Here is a 21,444-nt window from a genome sequence, read left to right as displayed (position 1 = left end):
CAATTTATGGAGATTTAAAGAATGAAAAAATCGCTATTCGCACTCGCAGCTTTATCAGCTGTTGCTGGCGCGGCTCAAGCTCAGTCAAGCGTTACTGTTTACGGTATCCTCGACGTTGGTTTTGCTAGCACATCAACACGCGCACCTACTTCGTCAACATCTGGCGTTGTAAAGAGCACAACTAACCAGTTCGATCAATCACGTGAAACTTCAAGCCGTTTAGGTTTCAAAGGTACTGAAGATTTAGGTGGCGGTCTTTCCGCATTCTTCACAGCTGAGTTGGGTTTAACTCCAGAAGCTGCAACAATGTCTACAGTTAACAACCGTCAGTCTTTTGTTGGCTTGGCTAAACAAGGCCTTGGCGCTGCATCTATCGGTACACAGTACACCGTATTGCATAACGAATACACACAAATTGACCCAGGCATGAGCAACAACAACATGGGTAGCGTTTTGCGCCCAGCTGGTTCATCTACAGGTGCTGATGCAGGTCAGTACAACTCTTCAACAGCGTACACAGTATCATCAACTAACATGTTGATCGCCAACAGCGAATCATTTGCTGGTTTCCGTGGCAATGCAATGTTGGTTCAGAATGGTAAGAACACTACAATTAATACTTCTGGCACTGTTGGTGGTCAAACTAACTTTACTGGTTGGGGCCTATCTGCTGACTACACTTGGAACAAACTGTATGCAACTGCTGCATATCAGTCATTCAAACAAGTGCAACAAGCTGGCAACACAACCCCTGCTGCAACTTTAGGTACAGCACCGGCTTACTTTGCTGATACAACAACTGTTAGCTCAACAACCAACAATACTGATAACCAAGTATTGGCTGGCGCATCTTATGACTTCGGTATTTTGAAGGCATATGCTGGATATGTAACACGTAAAGTTAGCGATAACTCCAATTCAAACATCTACTTGAAGCGTTCTGCTCAACAGATCGGTGTTCGTAGCTACATCACTCCAGTGATTGAATCTTGGGCGTTGATTGGTAACGGTCGTTACACATCTTACGGTACAGGCTCACCAACAGCTAACTTCAATGCATGGCAGTTGGGTTCTAACTACTACCTCAGCAAGCGTACAAACTTGTATGCTATCTACGGTCAAAGCTTGACATCAAGCACTTCTAGCACATACGGTTACGGTGCTGCTGGTAGCCAGATGTCTCTTGGCGTACGTCACACTTTCTAATTGCTTGCTAGCGTAAGCTAGTGAACAATTAGTTTGGCATTACAAAAACCACCGCGGTAACGCGGTGGTTTTTTTATTGGGATATTGGGATCACAGAAGTAAAGGTAACGATTAGCAACTAAAAAGCTTCTCGTTGCGCGCAATACCAGCAACACTAAAACAGCAAGACCAAAAAATAGACCAATACAGTTTTTTAAAACGATTGCTTGAGATTATTTTTTTAGGCTATCGCGGATTTCTCGGAGCAGCACAATATCTTCTGGAGTTGGAGGGTTCGATGGTGCAGGCGGTGCATCCATCATGCGAACCCGATTGACTAACTTCACCATCTGGAAAATAACAAACGCGAGCAAAATGAAATTGATCGCAATGGTGATGAAATTGCCATAGGCAAATATAGGCACACCGGCTTTCTTTAAGGCATCAAAGGTCCTTGGCACGTTTTCTGGGACATGCCCTAGAACAATGAAGAGATTAGTGAAATCAATATGACCGCCTAACAGTGTCGAAATCACTGGCATCACTATGTCATTTACCAAGGAGTCGACAATTTTTCCAAAAGCGCCCCCAATAATCACACCTACGGCCAGATCGATGACATTGCCCTTGACGGCGAAGTCGCGAAACTCTTTTAAAACGCTCATAAATGCTCCCTTTTTGTCAGAGAAATAGCTTAACTCAAGATTAACCCCATAACTTTCTTGCTTACCCAAATTTTTACTTTAAAATCCTACCTTTAAGCAATTTCCACCCATAAATGCTTCTTTCGAGGAATTTTGTAAATGAGTGACAAGCCCTGTATGGATAAGGATCGCCGTAATTGGTTGATCGCCACTTCGGCAGTTGGAGGCGTCGGCGCAGCCGCAGCCCTCTATCCTTTTGTGGATAGTTTTGAGCCATCCGAGCGTGCTAAGGCAGCCGGAGCAGCAGTTGAGATTGACATTGCTGGTATGCAGCCAGATGAGATGCGCACGGTAGAGTGGCGCGGTAAGCCTGTATGGGTGGTGCGTCGCAAGCCTGAGCAGGTTGCTGAGCTTACCAAGTTAGATGGTGAATTAGCAGATCCTGATTCTTTACGGGATCCAGCGCAATTTACACCTCCTTATGCGCAGAACCAATGGCGTTCTATCAAACCCGAATACCTAGTGGTTGTTGGCATTTGTACGCATTTGGGTTGCTCCCCTTCAGCTAAGTTTGAAGCCGGTGCCCAGCCATCTTTGCCCAATACTTGGCCAGGCGGCTTCCTATGCCCTTGCCATGGCTCTACATTTGATATGGCAGGCCGAGTATATAAGAACAAACCAGCCCCAGATAACCTTGAAGTACCGCCACATATGTATTTGAGCGATACCAAGATTCTGATTGGCGATGATAAGAAGGCCTAAGGAGAGATAAATGGCATTCCACGAAAAAGAAGTCCCAGCAGACGCTTCAGCAGCCCAGAAGGTCTTGGCTTGGGTAGATTCACGATTACCTGTGACAGAAGCCTTTAAGAGGCATATGAGCGAGTATTACGCGCCTAAGAATTTGAATTTTTTCTACATCTTTGGTGCATTGGCTATCGTAGTGCTGGCAATGCAGATACTGACAGGTATTTTCCTGACAATGAACTACAAGCCTGATGCTGCTAAGGCCTTTGATTCTGTTGAATACATTATGCGAGAGGTCCCTTGGGGCTGGATGATTCGTTATATGCACTCAACCGGCGCTTCTATGTTCTTCGTCGTTGTTTATATGCACATGTTCCGTGGCTTGATTTACGGTTCATATCGCAAGCCACGTGAGTTGATTTGGATCTTCGGTTGTGCGATTTTCTTGTGCCTCATGGGCGAAGCTTTCTTTGGTTACTTGCTCCCATGGGGTCAGATGTCTTATTGGGGCGCTCAAGTTATCGTCAATCTATTCTCTGCTATCCCATTGATTGGTCCAGACCTCTCTTTGTGGTTGCGTGGCGACTATGTTGTTGGTGACGCTACTTTGAACCGCTTCTTCGCATTCCATGTGATTGCTATTCCATTGGTCTTGATCGGCTTGGTAGTGGCTCATATTCTTGCGTTGCATGAAGTGGGCTCAAATAATCCCGATGGCGTGGAAATTAAAGACACTCTAGATGCACAAGGTCATCCGGTTGATGGGATTCCATTCCACCCTTACTACTCCGTCCATGACGTGATGTATTTGGGCGGCTTTTTAATGGTTTTTGCTTTGATTGTTTTCTTCGCACCGGAGATGGGTGGTTATTTCTTGGAAGCCAATAATTTCATTCCAGCAAATCCATTACAAACTCCTCCGCACATTGCGCCAGTTTGGTATTTCACACCTTTCTATTCGATGTTGCGTGCTACAACAACAAACTTCTTGTTGCCGTTGTGGATTTTCTTGGCGGTGATTTTGGCAATGTTTGCCAAGACTGCTAAAGACATCAAGATCAAAGGTTTATGTGCGGCAATCGCATTGGTGTTAGCTGGCGGCTTCTATATGTTGGATGCTAAATTTTGGGGCGTTGTGATCATGGGCGGTTCTGTTGTGATCATGTTCTTCTTGCCTTGGCTTGATCATTCTCCAGTGAAATCCATTCGCTATCGCCCAGAATTCCATAAATATATTTATGGCGTATTCGTAGTGAGCTTTGTGATTTTGGGTTACTTGGGTATACAGCCGCCATCACCATTGTTTGAAAAGGTTTCTCAGATCTGCACTATTTATTATCTGGGCTTCTTCTTGGGAATGCCGTTTTGGAGCAAGCTTGGTACATTCAAGCCGGTGCCAACACGCGTTACTTTTAAGTCCCATTAATTCAAAGAGAAATTAGGAACTAGCATGAAACGAATTCTGCAAACTTTGATGGGCATCTGCCAGGCAACAGTCTTGGTTGTTGCTCTTGGTGTAGGCGCGACTGTTAGCGCGAATGAAGGTGGCTATCCATTGGATAAGGCGCCAGATCGCGTTAGTAAAAATGCTTCATTACAAAATGGCGCAAAGATCTTTGTTAACTATTGCTTAAATTGCCACGCTGCTTCAAACATGCGTTACAACCGTCTGCGTGATATTGGCTTGACTGATCAACAGATTAAAGACAATTTGATTTTGAATGACGCTAAGGTTGGCGATCTCATGACAATCTCCATGACGGCTAAGGACGGTAAAGCGTTCTTTGGTAAAAACCCACCTGACTTGTCAGTTGAGGCTCGTGCTCGTGGGGCGGACTGGTTGTATACCTACTTCCGTAGCTTCTATAAGGATGATGATCGTCCAACAGGTTGGAATAACTTGGTCTATCCAAACGTAGGTATGCCACATGTTTTATGGCAACTGCAGGGTGAGCGTGCTGCGAAGTTTGAAGAGCAAAAAGACCCTCATGATGAAGGCCGCATGGAAAAAGTATTTGTTGGGTTTGAGCAATTAACACCAGGCACCATGAAGCCTCAAGAATACGATGACAATATCGCCGACTTAGTTGCGTTCATGTCTTGGATGGCCGAGCCAGTTCAGTTAGAGCGTAAGCGTCTTGGCGTTATTGTGCTTTTATTCTTAGCAATCTTCACCTTGTTTGCTTCGCGTTTGAACAAAGCTTACTGGAAAGATATTCACTAAGTTTGAATTTGATTTAAAGCCGCTGTTTGCTGTATGTTTGCTGTATTGATGTAGAAATTTAAGGACATAAATTTATGATGGTGTTGTACTCGGGCACTAATTGCCCATTCTCGCAACGCTGCCGTCTAGTGCTTTTTGAAAAAGGCATGGACTTTGAGATCCGTGATGTGGACTTGTTTAACAAGCCAGAAGACATCTCGGTGATGAACCCTTATGGCCAAGTTCCAATCTTGGTAGAGCGCGACTTAATTCTGTATGAGTCAAATATCATCAATGAATACATCGATGAGCGTTTCCCCCATCCACAATTGATGCCGCCTGATCCAGTTGCACGCGCACGCGCACGCCTTTTTCTCTTCAATTTTGAGAAAGAGCTGTTTGTGCATGTAGCTGCCCTGGAAAATGAAAAAGGTAAAGCCGCAGAAAAGACTCACGAAAAAGCTCGTTTAGCTATTCGTGATCGCTTAACTCAACTTGCTCCAATCTTCGTGAAGAACAAGTACATGCTAGGCGAAGAGTTCTCCATGTTGGATGTAGCCATTGCACCATTGTTATGGCGTCTGGAGCACTACGGTATCGACCTTTCGCGTAATGCAGCAGCCTTACTCAAGTATGCAGAGCGTATTTTTAGTAGGCCTGCCTATATTGAGGCCTTGACACCTTCAGAGAAGGTAATGCGCCGCTAAGTAGTATTCAGCGGTTCATGACAACTCAGTATGTCTGACATACCAAGCAATAAACCCTATCTTATCCGAGCGCTACATCAGTGGTGCTCGGATAATGGTTTTACGCCCTTCATGGCGGTATTTGTCGACTCTAGAGTAGAAGTGCCGATGGAGTTCGTTAAGAATGATGAAATCGTTCTGAATTTGTCGATTGAAGCTTGCCATCAATTGCAAATGGAAAATGATTACATCAGCTTCCAGGCTAGGTTTGGCGGAGTACCTAAAAAGATATTGGTTCCGATTACCCATATTTTGGCCATTTATGCCAAGGAGAATGGCCAAGGCATGTCTTTCCCATTTGACCCTACGCAGCTTAAAGCCATACCTACTTCAGATAAGGCAGAACATAACGCAGAAAAGGCAAAAACTGCTAGGCCTTCGTTAACGATTGTGAAATAAGCTACAATATCATCCGTTGCCCCTTTAGCTCATCTGGTAGAGCAACTGATTTGTAATCAGTAGGTGGTCTGTTCGAGTCGGACAAGGGGCACCACTAAATTTCATGCTATCACTTCCAGACGTGACCCTCATAGCAGTCAGCTCGGTTGAATTAGACGAGACTTTACTGGCACTTTCTATCTCTTCGAATGAAATAGAGTTTGGCGAGATTAAATTTTTAACTTCGGAATCAATCGCACCAACCAATGCCAAGATAAAAGCGGGGCTTATCCCCAAACTCGATTTTTTGGGATACAGCAAATTTATTCTTCAGGATCTATGTAGGTATGTGCAAACTACGCACTGTTTGGTAATCCAGGCCGATGGCTTTGTTTTAAATCCAGATCGTTGGCAGCCAAAGTTTCTTGAGTATGACTACATTGGCGCGCCTTGGCCAGAAAAGCTGACACTTCATCCCACCCAACAGATCTTGGACATGAAACAAAATCAAGTTGGCAATGGTGGCTTTTCATTGCGTAGCAAGAAGCTATTAGAAGAAACAGCCAAAATCGACTTTGATAGCCTGACTTTTCCGAGCCTCTCTGAAGATCTCATTATTGGCCATTTCCTCTTGGATCAAATGATGAGGGCAGGGATAAAGTTTCCCACTCCAGAGCTGGCGGCACAATTTTCCGTGGAATCGCCAGAAGCTGCCTTTGGGCAAAGTCCCAGTACTTCATTTGGATTTCATGGGAAAGCGCTGAGGGATCATATTTTTAAGCTTGCACCAAGGTAACATTGAGCTCAAGCGGCTAAGATCCTAGTTAAATACTGGCAGTGCTTGTAAAGAGACGGGATTTTGGGACAATTAGAAGCTGCAACCCTGATTTAATGGGTTGTAAATTAACTGGATCAACGAATGCAAGATATACCTGTAGTGCTTCTCAACTATAACCGACCGGAGTTTTCAAAACGGTTGGTAGAAAATCTTGCCAGGATCAAGCCTAAACAGGTCTACATTTCAATTGATGGGCATAAGAGTGATGTTGCAGGGGATAAAAATAAAGTAGATCAGGTTGAGGCAGCATTCGCAAATATTCAGTGGGACTGCGAAGTAAAGTTAAGAAGAAATGAAACAAACCTAGGTTTAAGGCCCGCGGTAAAAGGGGCGCTCGATTGGTTTTTTGGTGAGCAGTCATTCGGAATCGTTTTAGAGGACGACATAGCCTTTAACGAACATTTTTTCCAATACTGCCAAAGATTTTCAAAGTTAGAAGATGGCTCAAAAATTGGAGCGATCTCTGGAAATAATCTAATGGCGCATATGTTCTCCAAAGATTTTTTTCAGCCAAAATATTTACTTGCACAAATATTCCACTGCTGGGGTTGGGCCACCTGGAGTGAGCGGTGGAAAAATTATGATGACAACATTGAGCAAGACGATGATTTTTTCCAAAATACCCTTCCAAAATATCTAAATTATGATGAGAAGGTGATTAATTTTTTTTATTCCGTCAGGACCAATATTCAGAATAATGCTATCAATACTTGGGCCTTGAGATTCTTACTGTCTAACTGGAAGCATGATTTGTATTTTTTAACGCCTCCAGAAAATTTGACGACTAATCACGGTTTTATTGAGGACAGCACTCATACTTCAGCAATGCCTTTTTATATGCAAAATATTCAAATTGGCAACTTTGTTCCCTATGAAAAATCTCAATATGAGATAAAGACTTCCCCGCCTTTTGAGAAAATTGAGGAGAAGTTTATTTTGGGTATCGATAGAAGCCCTCTTTTGCTTTGATATTCCTGGAGAAAAAGTGGGTTTAAAGTTAGCCGTATGTTTTTTTGGGATGAATCGGAGCCTCTCCCATGTTGTCGATTCAATTAATAAAAACATTATTGAGGCCATTCCAGAAGGAATTGAGTATCAAATTTATGGCGCACTCATGCACACTACAGTGCCATTTACAAATATTCGAAGTGAAGAGTTTTCCTGCGTCCCGGAAAGTAATTTCGAGAATTTAATGGTTCCTAAGTCTTTTGAGCTAATAGAGCAATCTGAGTTAGATAAGGTATATAAAAAACCTTTGATGGCGCTTGGCTTAAACGACATCTATTCAGACGATGGTGCCAGCCTAATGAATATGGTTAGAGAAATGTACTCAGTTCAGACGGTTTGGAACTTGGCTTCTGAGTCTAAGCCTGATTACGTATTATTTTTAAGACCGGATTTGATTTACCACGATAAAGTGGATTTCGAAAAATACTTTGCCCTTATTGATCAGGCTTCCGGACCCATGGTGATCACGCCATCCTGGCAAAAATGGGGCGGATTAAACGATAGATTCGGGCTTGCTAATCTTTCGGGGGCGGTAATTTATGGAAAACGCTTCGATCTATTTTGGAAATATGTGCATTTAGTTGGGGGTTATCCTCAAGCTGAAGCAATTCTTTTTACTACCTTATACTTAGAGGGCGTTGACTACTCCATCACTGCTAATGAAACTGCAAGCCGAGTGAGGGCTGGTGGAGTTACTAAAGTGGAAGACTTTAGTGAATGTGGAGATTATAAAAATTTAGAGAGCTACCTGATTGAGGTGGGGAATAGAAACTAATGACTAAAAATGTAAATACACCAATGAATGAATTCCCATTGCTTAAAGAAGGCGATGGGGTAGTCTTGTTTTATCCAGATATTGATAAATCGGCAATCAATTCAGTAGGAGATACTCTATCTGGAAGGTGGATTGGTCAGGGTCCTAAGGTTGAGGAGTTTGAAAGGCGTATTGCGGATCGATTTCTGGATTCTGCAGCTCCGCTAGCTGTGGGAAGCGGCACAGATGCCCTACATTTGTCTTATCTATTAGCGAATATTAATGCTGGGGATGAAATTTTAGTCCCGTCATTTACCTGTACGGCCACTAATATCCCCCTGCTTTATATCGGAGCAAAGATTAAGTTTTTGGATATTGATCCATTAACAATGAATATATCTATTGAGGATCTTAAGAGAAAGATAAGTGACAAAACCAGAGCTATTGTTACGGTAGATTATGGCGGTATCTGTTGTGAGTATTCGGAGATCAACGCTATTGCTAAAAAATACGGTATACCAGTCATTCAGGATGCTGCGCATTCAATTGGCTCAAAATACGATAATAGCTATGTGGGCAACCAATGCGATTTCACTATATTTTCATTTCAAGCAATCAAGACCTTGACTACTGGAGACGGTGGGATGCTGGTGATGAAGGATCCCCAGAATCTTGAGCGAGCAAAAAGACTTCGCTGGTTTGGTATAGATAGAGAAAAGAAGCAGGGCGGCATTTGGGAAAATGATATTCAAGATATTGGCTACAAGTATCAAATGAATGATATTTCCGCAGCAATCGGCCTATCTAATTTAGAAAAAATTGACTCAATTATTGATGACAGAAAATCTTTGTACGCGCACTACCTCGCTGGCTTAAGCAAAGTTTCTGGCATCCGAGTAATCCAACCTTCCTCTGGCTTGTCAGCTGATTTTTGTCCATGGCTCTTAACAATTATTGTTGAAAAAGACCGGATGGGTTTAATGGCAAAACTGAGGGAGCATGGCATTGAGTCTGGCCAAGTTCATTATCGCAATGATAGGTACAGCATCTTCGGCTCTCGCAGAGATGATTTACCTAATATGGACTTGCTTGAAGACGCATATTTGGTCTTACCCCTCCATAGAAGAATGAATCACGAAACAATAGATCGAATCGTAGATGTTATGAAATCTGGTTGGTAGTTGATTTGCTCAAAGAGTTGCCCTACAAACTTGTACAGTCAACGTCTTAAACATAGGTTTAAAACTTTTTACGTTTTCTGAAAAATTAGCGTGCCTTGAAATGTTCCTGAATCAGGTGGCGTATCCAATGTTGAGTGGTCCTGTTCGTGGGCGGAGAAAAAAACTCTGGCGTAACCATTTTCGTTAAATATTTTATCTAGTTCGTTTATACAAAAAACCCACTGAGAGATTTTGACCTCGAGATTATGCTGGTATCTGCAATAGGTATATTTATTATTTAGCGGGGTGTTAATTATGAGAAAAAACTCAGGTTCAGTAGCAATTAAATCTTCAATTTTCTCTAGATAATTTTCTATGTATTGCAAACTACTGGTGCAATTCACAATATCTGATTTCGTTACATCAATTGAGTTTGATAGGTGAAATAGATCTTTCCAGATCGGCTGAAATATTTGACTTAGTGGAGGTTCGATAACCCTGCATAACTTTGGCATCTCTATCAGGTGATACTTAATTTTGCTTACAAGAGTGGAGCTATCTAGAGCTCTAGTAATTTCAACAAAATGTTTTCCGGCGCCGCCTCCAAAATCCAAAATAGTTAACTCTTCTTTTTTAAGAATAAGCGTCGAGATGAGGCTTGGAAGGACGGCACAGCCCCATAGCTTAGATTCGACCATTAGGGGAACTGGTGCCCTAAGAAGAGTCATAAGCTCTAAGATCTGGCTATCTGCATGCCTTTGAATAATTGAGTTATCTTCATAGTTATTGTCGACCGAAAGATACTCTTTGCTATAGCCAGAAAATATTATGGGGTTCATTTTTAGTGGGGTAGGTTATTTTTGGTTATTTGTTAATTCATGACTTTAATAAATCTTTCAGCCCAGCCACCGTAGATCTTATTGCGAAAAAAAACATCAATCAGCTCTATTGTTTTAGGCGTCCTATTGATTGAATCAACAGACTCAAAAAATAATGAATGCATACTTTGATTTTTGCATTCTTCTAGGTATAAGGTCAATATAATGAAATTAAGAGTTCGCTCAATAATTTCCTTGGCAAAAGGCATCAGGAAGTCTTCAGTAAAAAACTTTGGAAAATTCCAGGGACCATGAAATCCAAATAGTTCGTCTGCACTCAGCGACACTGGACCTTCTTGATATGAAAATCTTGAAGCAAGAGGCAAGTGGGGGAACTTGACCCCCAATTGCTCGAGTTCATGCCTATGTCTATGGCATATTAAAAAATCTTCTGGCATATCTATTGCATGGGGAATTTTCTTAATGGCATGCATGAGTTTTTGGGTGCGAAAACTAAAGCCACCATTACCAACGGACATCTTCTCACTATCACGTAAATGGGGCGCTCCAATGTAGTCATAATTGAGAAATTCATCACTCCATTTTCTGGGATTTAAAACAAAGCCGTCCCATTGAATAACGATGAAATCCTCATGGACGTAATTTATCAATGAATCGATCATTAAGGTGGAGTATTGCTCCACATCGGTAATTTCTGGTATTTGCACGAATTCAGCACCATTAAAGTATGGCTGGTCACTAAATGTATAGACCTTTCCTATCTTGCCGCACTCAAGCGTTTTTTCAATAGCGAGTTTTGGCAATGTTTTATTGGGGTAAGTGTCGATGATGACTGCTGAGATTTTTTGATTATTCATCTTGGTGCGCTGGGTAGTGGTTGTTAAACGCCATGTTTTTCTAGGGACTTGTCTTTAGAGCTTCGCATCACGTGTTTCGGTAAGAAAGATACAGCCTATTATGGATGCCAAGCTAAGAAAAATGGTCGGATACCAAAGCCCTACCAACGAGTTGCCCCCCAGTTGATTCAACCAAGTAATGATTAGGGGGAGCAAGCCCCCAATCCAGCCTGCTGCAAGATTGTGGGGTAGTGTGGCTGCGCTATTCCTATTCTTTGCCGGAAAGAGCTCTGCAAGGTAGGCGGTTTGTGGTCCAACTACCAGCGATAGCACTAGTGAGAGCGCTATCAAAATCAATACGATGGCGACTAGGGGATTTGTATTACTTGTTTGAAGATATTCTCCCCCAAACTTTTCAAGTGCCCAATATGCTGGTTGAATAAATATTGCGCCAAGTATGAGGCCGCTCAATATCACTGGCTTGCGCCCAATTCTGTCAGAAAGCCAGCCTGCAAATACAGTCAGCGGAAATAGAGCAAGCGTTGCGCAGATGCTAAGTTGGTCTACTAATTCAGAAGGCAGCTTTACTGCTGTCTTAAGAAAGATTGCCGTATAGACCTGGACGCAAAAGAACAAAATTGCGCCGCATGAGGAAATGCAAAAGAAGAGGAGAAACATCTTCTTTCTAATCTCGGGATCTTTAAAGTTATTGAGGAGTTGTGACTCCACTTTTTGTTTGTTATTGCTGAGTTCTAAAAAGACGGGCGTTTCTTCCAATGCCCTTCTGGCCCGGAATGCAATTGCAAGCAGTAGCAGTGAAACCCAGAACGGCACACGCCAGCCCCATGAGCTAAATTCTTCCGCAGTTAGCCAATGCTGTAGCAGGGCTATCTGCAGAGTGGACGCCATTATTCCTAGTGGACCCATTAACTGTAAGAAGCTCGTTTTAAAGCCACGATTGGTATTGCCTGCATGCTCTGTTAAAAAAACAGCGCTACCCCCAATCTCGCCACCGGCTGATAGTCCTTGTAATAGTCGCAAGCTAACGAGTAGGAGGGGCGCCCAAACCCCAATCTGAGAATAGGTAGGTAAAAATCCTACGCCAACTGTGGCAAGTCCCATGAGGCTGATGGTGATCATAAATACGGGTTTGCGGCCAATACGATCGCCCAGAGAGCCAAATAAGGCTGCACCAATAGGCCGCACTACCATTCCAACGCCAAAGGTCGCTAGACTTGCTAATAGACCAGAACTAGGGTCGTTTGTGGGAAAGAAGAGCGGACCAAATACTACGGCCAAGGTAGCAAAGGTTAAGAAGTCGTACCACTCTAAAAAAGTGCCAAAACAGGCAGCAATAGCTACTTTTCGATAGGAGTGAGGCTTTTTTATTAACTTTAAGTGGTTGATATTATTCAATATTATAAAATTTTAGTAAAAATATGTTGCGTAGCAGCAAAAAGTTCTTGATTTGTCATATTGCTTCAGTTAAAGTTCATTGGTGCAGTGCAATATATAAGGTTTATCGGTATTTTCCTAGTCTTAATCTTGCACTTAATTGATTAGTTGTACCACTTAATTACTGGAGAAATATATGAACCAAGATCAAATCACCGCTAAATTGTCCCAAATTAACAGCAAAGGCCTCGAGGCTTCATTTTCTTTGAGCGAAGCTGCTTTAGAAAATGCTCAGAAATTAGCTGAGCTGAACTACGCTGCATCTAAAGATGCTTTGGTGAACGTTCAAGACGGCATTCAACAAGTTTTGACTGCTAAAGATCCAAAACAAGTTACTGAGATCCTCAGTGCCGATGCATTGCAAGCTGCTAGCAACCAAGCTGTTGCTTACCAAAAGAAAGTTAGCAAAGTATTGCGCGATAGCAATAAAGAATTTTCAAACGTTGTTGAGTCAAGCATTGACCAATTGCAAGATGGTTTCCAAGATTGGATCAACACAGTAGCTGCTAATGCGCCTGCTGGCTCTGACGTGTTTGTTTCTTCATTCAAAACTGCATACGGTAGTGCATTGCAAGGTTTCGAGCAGTTCCGCGCTGCTAGCAAAGAAGCTTTTGCAACAGCAGAAAAAACTGCTGACCAAGCAATCGACGCTGTTCAAGGTCAAATCGCTCAAGTAAAGAAGGCTGCAACCCCTGCATCACGTGGTCGTAAAGCTGCTTAATTTGTAGTGTAGATTTAAGTCTTAATAAAAAACCCTGCCTCGGCAGGGTTTTTGCTTTAAAGCGTCTAGAGATATATTGCTTTTACTTACTCAGCATCAGAATCTGAAGAGTCGAGTAATGGTGTAGAGATGTTTTTGCTAGGTTTCACACCTAGTTCACGCACCTTCTCAGCCGTGCGTATGAGATTGCCCTTGCCAGACTTCAATTTATTAAATGCATCGTGATAACTCGTTTGGGCTTGGTCTAGACGTTGACCTAATTTTTCTAAGTCATCAACAAAACCAACAAACTTATCGTAAAGAGTGCCACATTGTTTAGCAATTTCTAAAGCATTGCGATTTTGGTGATCTTGTCTCCAGAGATGGGCAACGGTTCGTAATGTTGCCATCAGCGTACTAGGACATACGAGCACAATATTTTTCGCAAGAGCCTCTTGGTATAAGTTCGGTGCAGTTTTGAGGGCTAGCAAGAATGCAGGCTCGATTGGGACAAACATCAGCACAAAGTCTACAGAGCCAATGCCATAGAGTGAGCTATAGTTTTTCCCTGAAAGCCCTTGGATGTGCTGGCGCAGGGATTGGATATGCGCTGCCAACTCTTGTTCTGCAACGACGGGATCTGTAGTCTGGGCATGTCTGGCATAGGCAGTGATTGATACCTTGCTGTCGACCACCAGGCTTCTGCCCTCGGGAAGCTTGACAACAACGTCTGGTTGCAGTCTTGAGCCATCTGTTTGGGTGTGGCTGTCTTGCACGAGATACTCTTCACCTTTGCGTAAGCCGGAGGATTCTAAAATGGATTCAAGTACAAGTTCACCCCAGTTGCCTTGTACTTTAGAGTCCCCCTTTAAAGCCTGTGTCAGTGAGCGCGTTTCATCTGACATGCGCAAATTGAGATTAGCAAGACGCTCAATTTCAGACTTTAGGGCAAATCGTTCACGCGCTTCATTGCCATATGAATTGTTAACTTGCTCTTTAAATTCTGTGAGCTTGGTTTGGAGTGGCTTGAGCAGGGCATCTAAGCTAGCAGCGTTTTGTTCTGTAAAGCGTTTAGATTTATCTTCTAAAATCTCGTTCGCTAAATTCTTGAACTGATTTGTGAGCGCTTCTTTAGCTTCATTTAAAGACTCAATTCGCCCGAGCCCTTGCTTGCGTTCTGAATCAAGCTCTGCTTCGAGGCGAATCGCATTCTGAAGTGCTTGATCACGCTCGGCACGCAGGTTAATACTCAGCGTCGAATCAGTGAGGGCTTGCTGCTCACTGCGAGCTAAAGAAGATCTTAAATTAAAAACATAAACCAAAAGACCTACACATAATGCAAATGGTAGGCCTGATAGTAAAAGAGTGCTTAGATCAAAAGTCACAGATGTGAGTGGTTTAGCTAATTAAGACTTCACTAGTTTTTGCAATTCACCAGTCTGAAACATTTCAGTCATGATGTCTGAGCCACCAACAAATTCACCATTGATGTAAAGCTGAGGAATAGTTGGCCAGTTTGCAAATTGTTTAATGCCTTGACGAATACCTTCATCATCAAACACATTAACGGTGTGAAGGTTTTCTACACCGGCAGCACGCAAGATGTTGATGGCGTTTCCGGAAAAGCCACATTGCGGAAACTGGGCAGTGCCCTTCATAAACAAAACAACGGGATGGCTGGTAACAATTTCTTTGATTTTTGCTTGGGTATCCATAAATATCTTTCTTGAGCGACAGTACTGTTTGATTTTAAGACTTTACGAAGAAAAGGGTTATTAAGGCATCGGCTTTCTGCCTGATGCCACCCTGTCATGGCCTGCCAAATCTTGATGCACTTGGATCTCTTGAAGATTGGCCATTTTCAGCAGATTGACTACGGCGTCTGACTGATCAAACCCATGCTCTACCGCAACCACGCCCCCAGGCTTTAGGTGAGAATCTGCCTGCGCTATGATCGTTTCTAGACAAGTTAAGCCGCTGGCGCCATCCGTTAGGGCTGTTCTGGGCTCAAAGCGCAAATCACCCTGCAATAAATGGCCATCTTCCCTAGCGATATATGGGGGATTACTTAGGATGACATCAAACTGAGTGGTACCAGCAAGGGCGGCATACCAGCTACCTTGGGAGAATCGCACTTGAGGGGTAAGGCTAAGTTGCTCGGCATTTCTTTTGGCAATCGCAAGTGCTTCCAATGATTCATCGGTGGCGGTCACTAGAGTATTGGGCGCTGCATGAGCCACTGCTAGTGCAATTGCGCCTGAGCCTGTTCCCAGGTCCAGGACGTTCGCTTGCCCCCCAAGCTTTTGTATTTCTCGCAGGGCAATTTCAACTAAAAGCTCTGTTTCTGGGCGCGGAATTAAGACTCCAGGCGCAATATAAAGTTCAATCTCATGAAAACCTTTTTTCCCGATGAGGTAGGCTACAGGCTCTCCAAAAAGCCTTCTTGCCTCTAAATCTTGCCATTGCTGCAGGGCTTCCGAATTTAATTGCAGATCATCATGAGATAACAGCGCCGAGCGAGGCAGTTGGTAGTGCTTCTCTAGAACAAAAGCCAGCAGAATTTTTGCCTCATTGAGTGGTAGCAAAGTACCGCCCAACAAAGAGCGTAATGAATGATGTTTACTCACTTGAAGGCTGACTTAGTTGTCGCCCAAAGCGGCAAGCAATTCTGCTTGATGCTCTGAGGCTAAGGCATTGCAAAGATCGTCGAGGTCGCCATCCATCATGGCATCAATCTTATACAGCGTTAGATTAATGCGGTGGTCTGTAATGCGACCTTGAGGGAAGTTATAGGTGCGAATCCGATCGCTACGATCTCCAGAGCCAATCAGCGATTTTCTTGTTTGCGCCTCCAGTTGGTGCTTCTCTCGCTCTCGGGCATCCATAATTCTAGAAACCAATACCTTCATCGCTTGTTCTTTATTGCGATGTTGGCTTCGATCATCTTGGCACTCCACCACGGTGCCAGTTGGTAGGTGGGTAATGCGAACTGCCGAATCTGTTTTATTAATGTGTTGACCGCCAGCACCTGACGCACGGAAAGTATCAATGCGTAATTCAGCAGGGTTAATTTTCACAGCCTCAAGTTCATCTGCTTCAGGCATGACAGCTACAGTGCATGCAGACGTATGAATCCGCCCTTGCGTTTCAGTTTGGGGAACACGTTGTACTCGGTGACCTCCGGATTCAAATTTAAGACGCGAGTAGACGGATTGGCCTACTAAACGGAGGACAACTTCTTTATATCCTCCTAAATCCGATTCTGCAGAACTCACCACTTCGACTTTCCAGCCCTGACGTTCAGCAAAGCGGGTATACATGCGCAGTAGATCGCCAGCAAATAAGGCGCTTTCATCCCCGCCAGTACCCGCCCGAATTTCTAAGAAGACGTTACGTTCGTCATTCACATCTTTTGGCAGTAGCAATTTTTGTAAGACATCTTCCAGCATCGCCATAGTGGCTTGGGCATTTTTTTGTTCTTCATCAGCAAAATCCTTCATATCAGGATCTTTGCGCATATCTTCTGCGGCAGCAGCGTCTGCTTCGGCTTGCTTATATAGGCCAAATTGCTCAACCACGGTTGCTATATCGGAGTGCTCACGCGTGAGTTTTCGATAGTTGTCCATATCCTTCGTGGACTCTTCGGTAGTTAATAAGGAATTGAGTTCGGCTAAGCGTGTGTCTAGATGATCTAGCTTAGCCCGCATGCTGGGCTTCATCTAATGGTCTTCTGGCTTGGAGTGAGAGGTAAATAATTTTGGCAGCAGCTTGATAAGAGCGTCACGTTCAGCGCCATTGGAATGTTGCAATGCATGTAGTGAGCCATGTAGAAATTTATTAGTCAGTCCTTGCGCCATCGCATTGAGTACTTCTTGGGGATCATCGCCACGCATCAGACGTTTCATTGCTCGCTCTAACTCTAGTTGTCTAAGGTGTTCACCTTGTTGCTGGATGTCCTGAATAATAGGTACGGCACTGCGCCCTTGCACCCAATGCATAAAATTACCAACACGATCTTCAATGATGACCTCGGCTTGACTTACAGCCGCTTGGCGTAGAGACGCTCCAGTCTGAATCATGGCACCAAGATCATCAACGGTGTAGAGATAGACGTCATTTAAGCGAGAAATCTCTGGCTCAAAGTCTCTAGGAACCGCTAGGTCAATCATCACAATAGGTTTATGGCGGCGCTGCTTGAGTGCACTTTCAACCATGCCCAAGCCAATAATGGGAAGTGAGGAGGCCGTGCTTGAGACAATGATGTCAAATTCATGCAAGCGTCCTGGTAATTCAGAAAGTCTGAAAGATTCAGCTTCAATATTTTCATTAGCAATTGAGTCTGCCAATTCTTGACCGCGTTCAATACTGCGATTGGCGATAGAAATGGTTTTGGGTTTGTGAGCAACAAAATGTGTCGCGCACAAAGAAATCATTTCTCCTGCGCCAATAAATAAAACACGTTGTTCAGAAATGCTGCCAAAGATACGTTCAGCCAAGCGCACGGACGCAGCCGCCATTGAAATAGAATGTGCCCCAATTTCTGTCGAGCCGCGCACCTCTTTTGCTACTGAAAATGTTTTTTGGAACAGTTGATTGAGGTAGGTTCCCAAAACACCCGCATCATTTGCGGTGCGTACAGCATCTTTCATTTGACCCAAGATTTGAGTTTCACCAATCACCATTGAGTCTAGACCGCAGGCCACTCTAAAAGCATGACGAACCGCATCGGATTGAGGCAGTGAATAGACATGGGGTTGCAGACTGCTGGGTGCTAGTTTTTGGGTTTTAGCCAGCCAATCGAAGGTTACCTCATGCAAGAGGTTTTCGGCATTGGGGTCATTCGCAGCGCAGTAGACTTCTGTGCGATTGCAGGTTGACAAAATTGTGGCCTCAGGGAGCCCAGCATGATTCTCGCCAACCAAGTGTTGGCGAAGATCGTGTAACGCTTCTTGAAGAAATTCAGGGTCAAAGGCGACCTTTTCCCGAATGGCGACCGGCGCTGTGTGATGATTGATGCCGAGTGTCAACAACTTCATAATGGTGATTATAGATTTGATGACAGCATTAATGGGGGTAGGAATGGGGTTTTTGGCTTTTTTGGTGGTTGGCGGCATTACAGGGGTATGCGCATGGGCGTTCTACCCGGGCGCTCAGTCACGCCAGAAAAGCCCCCAAAAGCTCCTTACGGCTGCTTTTATGGGCTTCTTAACGGCCTTTGGAGCCTCATATTTAGGTCAGTACACCAATTTTTTCCAATCCGGTCAAATGCTAGAGTGGTTCATTGTCGTCATCGCGTGCTCACTGCTTGGTGGTCTCTACGCAGCCCTGAGCAAGTAATTTAGTCAATTTATTGGTTGAATAAATCAGCTTGAGGTTTTTTAACCAAGCGCCCACCGGTCTCGCTAACCCATTGAATCGGCGCTTGTCGGTGCTGTTTTAACCAGTTGTTGGCTTTGGTGAAGTGCTCACAGCTTGCGGCCCCGCCTGGTTGCAAAAAAGGCCTATTGGTTTTGTAAACCCCTAAACCCGAAGGATGTGATGATTGCAAAATCAGCTGATTGGTGCCCGATTCAATGAGGGGTAATTTGGATTGGGCATGTCCACCCCAGAGCATCCAGACTAAATTAGGCTTAGCCTGTGCAAGGGCCGCAATTAATCTATTGATCAAGAATTGCCATCCTAAGCCCGTATGGCTCCCAGCCTCGCCGAGTCTTACGCTTAATGCGGTATTCAGAAGCAAAACTCCTTGTTTAGCCCAGCTGTGCAAGTCGCCACTAGCCAAACTTCCAAAACCTTCTAGAGCTAATGCTTTGCTGATATTACGTAGTGAGCTCGGAAATTCTCGTGAGTTTGTGGGGATATTGGCTGGAATAGAAAATGCTAAACCTTGCGCAAGACCTGGAGAGTGATAAGGGTCCTGGCCAAGAATGACAACTCGTACTGAATCCAGCGGTGTTAGCTGTAGCGCTTTAAAAAAGTGTTCAGGCTCTGGACGAATGCACCCTGGGTGAAGATCAAGTTCAGCCTGAATATTTTTTTGTAACTGATGCCAATGGGCACCTTCAAAGTAGTCGCGTAATAATTCACGCCAATCTTGGGGGATGTCGTCTTTCGAGAACTTGTGCATTAAAGAAAATAGCAAAAAATTAATTAAGCAGGCTCAAGTTGATATTGTGGCGGCGCTTGCTCTTTTCGTAAAACAATCATGCTTTCCTGCTCTAGGTCATCTCGGTAAAAGCAAATGACGATCGCTTGTTCTTCTGTGAGGCTTCCTAACACCGTATCCCAGCGAGCCGAGGTAACACGCTGGCCATTAATGCTCGCAAGTAAATCACCAGGCGCTAGGCCTGCCTCCTGAGCTGCCCCACCATCTAAGACATGGCTTACTTTAAGCCAGCCATTAGCATCGGTATGCCGCATACCAAATCGTAATTTGAGCTGATCAATTTTAGTTTGTGCTTTAGGTCGAACATGAATATAGCGAGAGTCAAACCATTTTTGAAGAGGAATATCTTCAACTCCAAAAATATAGCGAGATTTAAAGTCATTCCAGGTTTTTCTAAATCCTGAGCCCAGTAGCTCCTGCATTAACTGATCTAAGCCATTTTCAGCGACGCCATCCAGAGTGATGCCATGTTTTTGCCAAAGAAGGCGCATCAGATCATCAAGAGACTGATGATTCTTAGAGAATGCACGGATCTTAAGATCTAGTCCTAACGCTAAAAGGGCGCCTTTGCCGTAATAACTCACTACCGCATTGGGAGTGTTCTCATCAGATTGGTAATACTTGGTCCAAGCATCATAGGAGCTGTCAGCTAAGCTTTGTTTTTTTCTTCCTGGACCACGTAAGACGCCATTCCAATTATTGGCAAGCAGCTTCAGATAAGTTTTCAGATCAATTCGCTTACTGCGTAGTAGTTGTAGATCATCGTAATAGCTGGTGAAGCCCTCAAAGAGCCAGAGTAAGCGCGTGTGGTTTCTACGATCGAGTTGATAAGGTTGAAATGCCTTTGGCTGAATACGTTTGACTAGCCATGCATGAAAATACTCGTGACTACATAGCCCCAGAAATTCTCTATAACTGACTTCATCAAGAACTACATTTTTCTGTGGAATCTGATCGCGACGACACATAAGAGCGGTGCTACTTCGGTGTTCAAGACCGCCATAACCTGAGAGCACTGCATTCACTAAAAAGAGATAGCTCTTAAAGGGTGCCTTTTCGGTGTTAGGTTCAAAAAGATTAATCGTTGCTGTGCAAATGGCCTGAAGGTCGTTGCTAAGGCGCGGCACATCGAGCGCGTGAATGCACCCCTGAATTGCCATGGAATGGGGTACACCATTTGATTGCCATTGAATTACTTGGAATTCACCCATGGCAACGGGATGATCTAGTAGGTCATCATAATTTTTTGCGAGATAAAAACCAAAACCCTGTTTATCAGTTTTAGCCAATGGCAGAGTCGTTTGAACGAACCAATGATCTGCAGGAGCTCTATTGGGTCTCACGATAGCCACGGCGCATGGTAGATGCTCTTGACCCTTAACGGCTAAACACAAGCTGCTCGCATTAAAGAACCCCCGTTCGCTGTTTAGATAGGCCGCACGAACGGAAGGATCAAATGCATATACCGATAATCTAATTTCTACGGGCTCATTTATTGTTGGTAGACGCCAGTGATCGTTATCAAGCCGCTCGAGAGTAAGGAGTTTATGAGGCGTGCTAACTGCGTAAGCCTCAATGGATTCAATCTGTTTGCTGAAGTCGCGAATTAAATAACTACCGGGTATCCAGGCTGGCATCTGCAGGATCTGACCATGGATGTCAGGTTTTTCAATATGTAACTTGACTTGAAAGTGGTGACCATCAAGGTCCGCAGGCCAAATCGTGTATTGAATTGCTGGTAAGTCAGGATTATTTTCGGCGCTCATGTGCAATGTTTTTCGGTTG

Annotated in this window: 23 protein-coding genes and 1 tRNA gene; 13 read left to right on the top strand and 11 right to left on the bottom strand. The window is 43.9% G+C overall.

Annotation, left to right across the window (positions count from 1 at the left end):
- Nucleotides 1-21 precede the first annotated feature (21 nt).
- The gene (locus ICN46_RS03075; protein ID WP_216204373.1) at nucleotides 22-1,206 is read left to right on the top strand and encodes a porin; all 1,185 of its coding nucleotides are present in this window, start codon (nucleotides 22-24) and stop codon (nucleotides 1,204-1,206) included.
- A gap of 212 nt (nucleotides 1,207-1,418) precedes the next feature.
- Here the strand turns inward: ICN46_RS03075 and mscL are convergent, their stop codons facing one another.
- Complete coding sequence (gene mscL / locus ICN46_RS03070; RefSeq protein WP_216204371.1) at nucleotides 1,419-1,850, bottom strand: large conductance mechanosensitive channel protein MscL; 432 nt, start codon at nucleotides 1,848-1,850, stop codon at nucleotides 1,419-1,421.
- 138 nt (nucleotides 1,851-1,988) lie between these two features.
- Here mscL and petA point away from each other — a divergent pair, with 138 nt between their 5' ends.
- From petA to ICN46_RS03020, 10 genes are all read left to right on the top strand, one after another.
- Nucleotides 1,989-2,591, top strand: a complete 603-nt coding sequence (petA, locus tag ICN46_RS03065) for a ubiquinol-cytochrome c reductase iron-sulfur subunit (RefSeq protein ID WP_216204370.1) — start codon at nucleotides 1,989-1,991, stop codon at nucleotides 2,589-2,591.
- A 10-nt stretch (nucleotides 2,592-2,601) separates the two neighbouring features.
- The gene (locus ICN46_RS03060) at nucleotides 2,602-4,002 is read left to right on the top strand and encodes a cytochrome b (RefSeq protein ID WP_216204368.1); all 1,401 of its coding nucleotides are present in this window, start codon (nucleotides 2,602-2,604) and stop codon (nucleotides 4,000-4,002) included.
- Nucleotides 4,003-4,026: 24 nt separating this feature from the next.
- Nucleotides 4,027-4,800 (top strand): cytochrome c1, encoded by a 774-nt coding sequence (locus ICN46_RS03055; protein WP_216204366.1) that lies wholly within the window; start codon nucleotides 4,027-4,029, stop codon nucleotides 4,798-4,800.
- A gap of 74 nt (nucleotides 4,801-4,874) precedes the next feature.
- Nucleotides 4,875-5,486, top strand: a complete 612-nt coding sequence (locus ICN46_RS03050) for a glutathione S-transferase N-terminal domain-containing protein (RefSeq protein ID WP_216201942.1) — start codon at nucleotides 4,875-4,877, stop codon at nucleotides 5,484-5,486.
- A 30-nt stretch (nucleotides 5,487-5,516) separates the two neighbouring features.
- A complete protein-coding gene (locus tag ICN46_RS03045; protein WP_216204364.1) occupies nucleotides 5,517-5,924 on the top strand; it encodes a ClpXP protease specificity-enhancing factor in 408 nt (135 codons plus the stop codon).
- 18 nt (nucleotides 5,925-5,942) lie between these two features.
- Nucleotides 5,943-6,018, top strand: a tRNA-Thr gene (locus ICN46_RS03040).
- Nucleotides 6,019-6,027: 9 nt separating this feature from the next.
- Nucleotides 6,028-6,699 carry a DUF5672 family protein gene (locus ICN46_RS03035; RefSeq protein ID WP_216204362.1) on the top strand — a complete coding sequence of 224 codons (672 nt, stop codon included), beginning with the start codon at nucleotides 6,028-6,030 and terminating at the stop codon, nucleotides 6,697-6,699.
- Nucleotides 6,700-6,822: 123 nt separating this feature from the next.
- Nucleotides 6,823-7,710 carry a glycosyltransferase family protein gene (locus ICN46_RS03030; protein WP_216204360.1) on the top strand — a complete coding sequence of 296 codons (888 nt, stop codon included), beginning with the start codon at nucleotides 6,823-6,825 and terminating at the stop codon, nucleotides 7,708-7,710.
- Between the two features lie 16 nt (nucleotides 7,711-7,726).
- Nucleotides 7,727-8,524: a hypothetical protein gene (locus ICN46_RS03025; RefSeq protein WP_216204358.1), complete on the top strand. Its 798-nt coding sequence runs from the start codon at nucleotides 7,727-7,729 to the stop codon at nucleotides 8,522-8,524.
- The gene (locus ICN46_RS03020) at nucleotides 8,524-9,684 is read left to right on the top strand and encodes a DegT/DnrJ/EryC1/StrS family aminotransferase (protein WP_216204357.1); all 1,161 of its coding nucleotides are present in this window, start codon (nucleotides 8,524-8,526) and stop codon (nucleotides 9,682-9,684) included. Before ICN46_RS03025 ends, ICN46_RS03020 begins: the two co-directional genes overlap by 1 nt.
- A 68-nt stretch (nucleotides 9,685-9,752) precedes the next feature.
- On the opposite strand, the gene ICN46_RS03015 is transcribed toward ICN46_RS03020, so the two are convergent.
- Genes ICN46_RS03015 through ICN46_RS03005 form a run of 3 tightly spaced genes read right to left on the bottom strand, consistent with a single transcriptional unit; the run spans nucleotide 9,753 to nucleotide 12,754 of the window.
- The gene (locus ICN46_RS03015) at nucleotides 9,753-10,502 is read right to left on the bottom strand and encodes a class I SAM-dependent methyltransferase (protein WP_216204356.1); all 750 of its coding nucleotides are present in this window, start codon (nucleotides 10,500-10,502) and stop codon (nucleotides 9,753-9,755) included.
- A 32-nt stretch (nucleotides 10,503-10,534) separates the two neighbouring features.
- Nucleotides 10,535-11,359, bottom strand: coding sequence for a DUF5672 family protein (locus ICN46_RS03010; protein ID WP_216204354.1), 825 nt, complete (start codon nucleotides 11,357-11,359; stop codon nucleotides 10,535-10,537).
- 54 nt (nucleotides 11,360-11,413) lie between these two features.
- Nucleotides 11,414-12,754 (bottom strand): MFS transporter, encoded by a 1,341-nt coding sequence (locus tag ICN46_RS03005; RefSeq protein WP_216204352.1) that lies wholly within the window; start codon nucleotides 12,752-12,754, stop codon nucleotides 11,414-11,416.
- 175 nt (nucleotides 12,755-12,929) lie between these two features.
- Between ICN46_RS03005 and phaP the strand changes: the two genes are divergently transcribed.
- On the top strand, nucleotides 12,930-13,514 hold the full coding sequence (gene phaP, locus ICN46_RS03000; protein ID WP_216204351.1) for a phasin family protein: 585 nt from the start codon (nucleotides 12,930-12,932) through the stop codon (nucleotides 13,512-13,514).
- A gap of 86 nt (nucleotides 13,515-13,600) precedes the next feature.
- On the opposite strand, the gene ICN46_RS02995 is transcribed toward phaP, so the two are convergent.
- The 5 genes from ICN46_RS02995 to hemA are packed head-to-tail and all read right to left on the bottom strand — an operon-like array spanning nucleotide 13,601 to nucleotide 18,529.
- On the bottom strand, nucleotides 13,601-14,878 hold the full coding sequence (locus ICN46_RS02995; protein ID WP_216204348.1) for a DNA recombination protein RmuC: 1,278 nt from the start codon (nucleotides 14,876-14,878) through the stop codon (nucleotides 13,601-13,603).
- A gap of 21 nt (nucleotides 14,879-14,899) precedes the next feature.
- Nucleotides 14,900-15,208, bottom strand: a complete 309-nt coding sequence (gene grxD, locus ICN46_RS02990; RefSeq protein ID WP_216204346.1) for a Grx4 family monothiol glutaredoxin — start codon at nucleotides 15,206-15,208, stop codon at nucleotides 14,900-14,902.
- 60 nt (nucleotides 15,209-15,268) lie between these two features.
- On the bottom strand, nucleotides 15,269-16,120 hold the full coding sequence (gene prmC / locus ICN46_RS02985; RefSeq protein WP_216204343.1) for a peptide chain release factor N(5)-glutamine methyltransferase: 852 nt from the start codon (nucleotides 16,118-16,120) through the stop codon (nucleotides 15,269-15,271).
- 12 nt (nucleotides 16,121-16,132) lie between these two features.
- Complete coding sequence (prfA, locus tag ICN46_RS02980) at nucleotides 16,133-17,212, bottom strand: peptide chain release factor 1 (protein WP_216204342.1); 1,080 nt, start codon at nucleotides 17,210-17,212, stop codon at nucleotides 16,133-16,135.
- A complete protein-coding gene (hemA, locus tag ICN46_RS02975) occupies nucleotides 17,213-18,529 on the bottom strand; it encodes a glutamyl-tRNA reductase (protein WP_216204340.1) in 1,317 nt (438 codons plus the stop codon).
- 19 nt (nucleotides 18,530-18,548) lie between these two features.
- Between hemA and ICN46_RS02970 the strand changes: the two genes are divergently transcribed.
- Complete coding sequence (locus ICN46_RS02970) at nucleotides 18,549-18,830, top strand: hypothetical protein (protein ID WP_255538717.1); 282 nt, start codon at nucleotides 18,549-18,551, stop codon at nucleotides 18,828-18,830.
- 10 nt (nucleotides 18,831-18,840) lie between these two features.
- Here the strand turns inward: ICN46_RS02970 and ICN46_RS02965 are convergent, their stop codons facing one another.
- A complete protein-coding gene (locus ICN46_RS02965) occupies nucleotides 18,841-19,620 on the bottom strand; it encodes a uracil-DNA glycosylase (protein WP_216204338.1) in 780 nt (259 codons plus the stop codon).
- A 23-nt stretch (nucleotides 19,621-19,643) separates the two neighbouring features.
- Nucleotides 19,644-21,425 carry a M61 family metallopeptidase gene (locus ICN46_RS02960; RefSeq protein ID WP_216204336.1) on the bottom strand — a complete coding sequence of 594 codons (1,782 nt, stop codon included), beginning with the start codon at nucleotides 21,423-21,425 and terminating at the stop codon, nucleotides 19,644-19,646.
- Between the last annotated feature and the right edge of the window lie 19 nt (nucleotides 21,426-21,444).

Origin of the sequence: Polynucleobacter sp. Latsch14-2 (assembly GCF_018881925.1) — a bacterium.
GTDB lineage: Bacteria > Pseudomonadota > Gammaproteobacteria > Burkholderiales > Burkholderiaceae > Polynucleobacter.
This window is presented reverse-complemented; position numbering and strand designations above follow the sequence as displayed.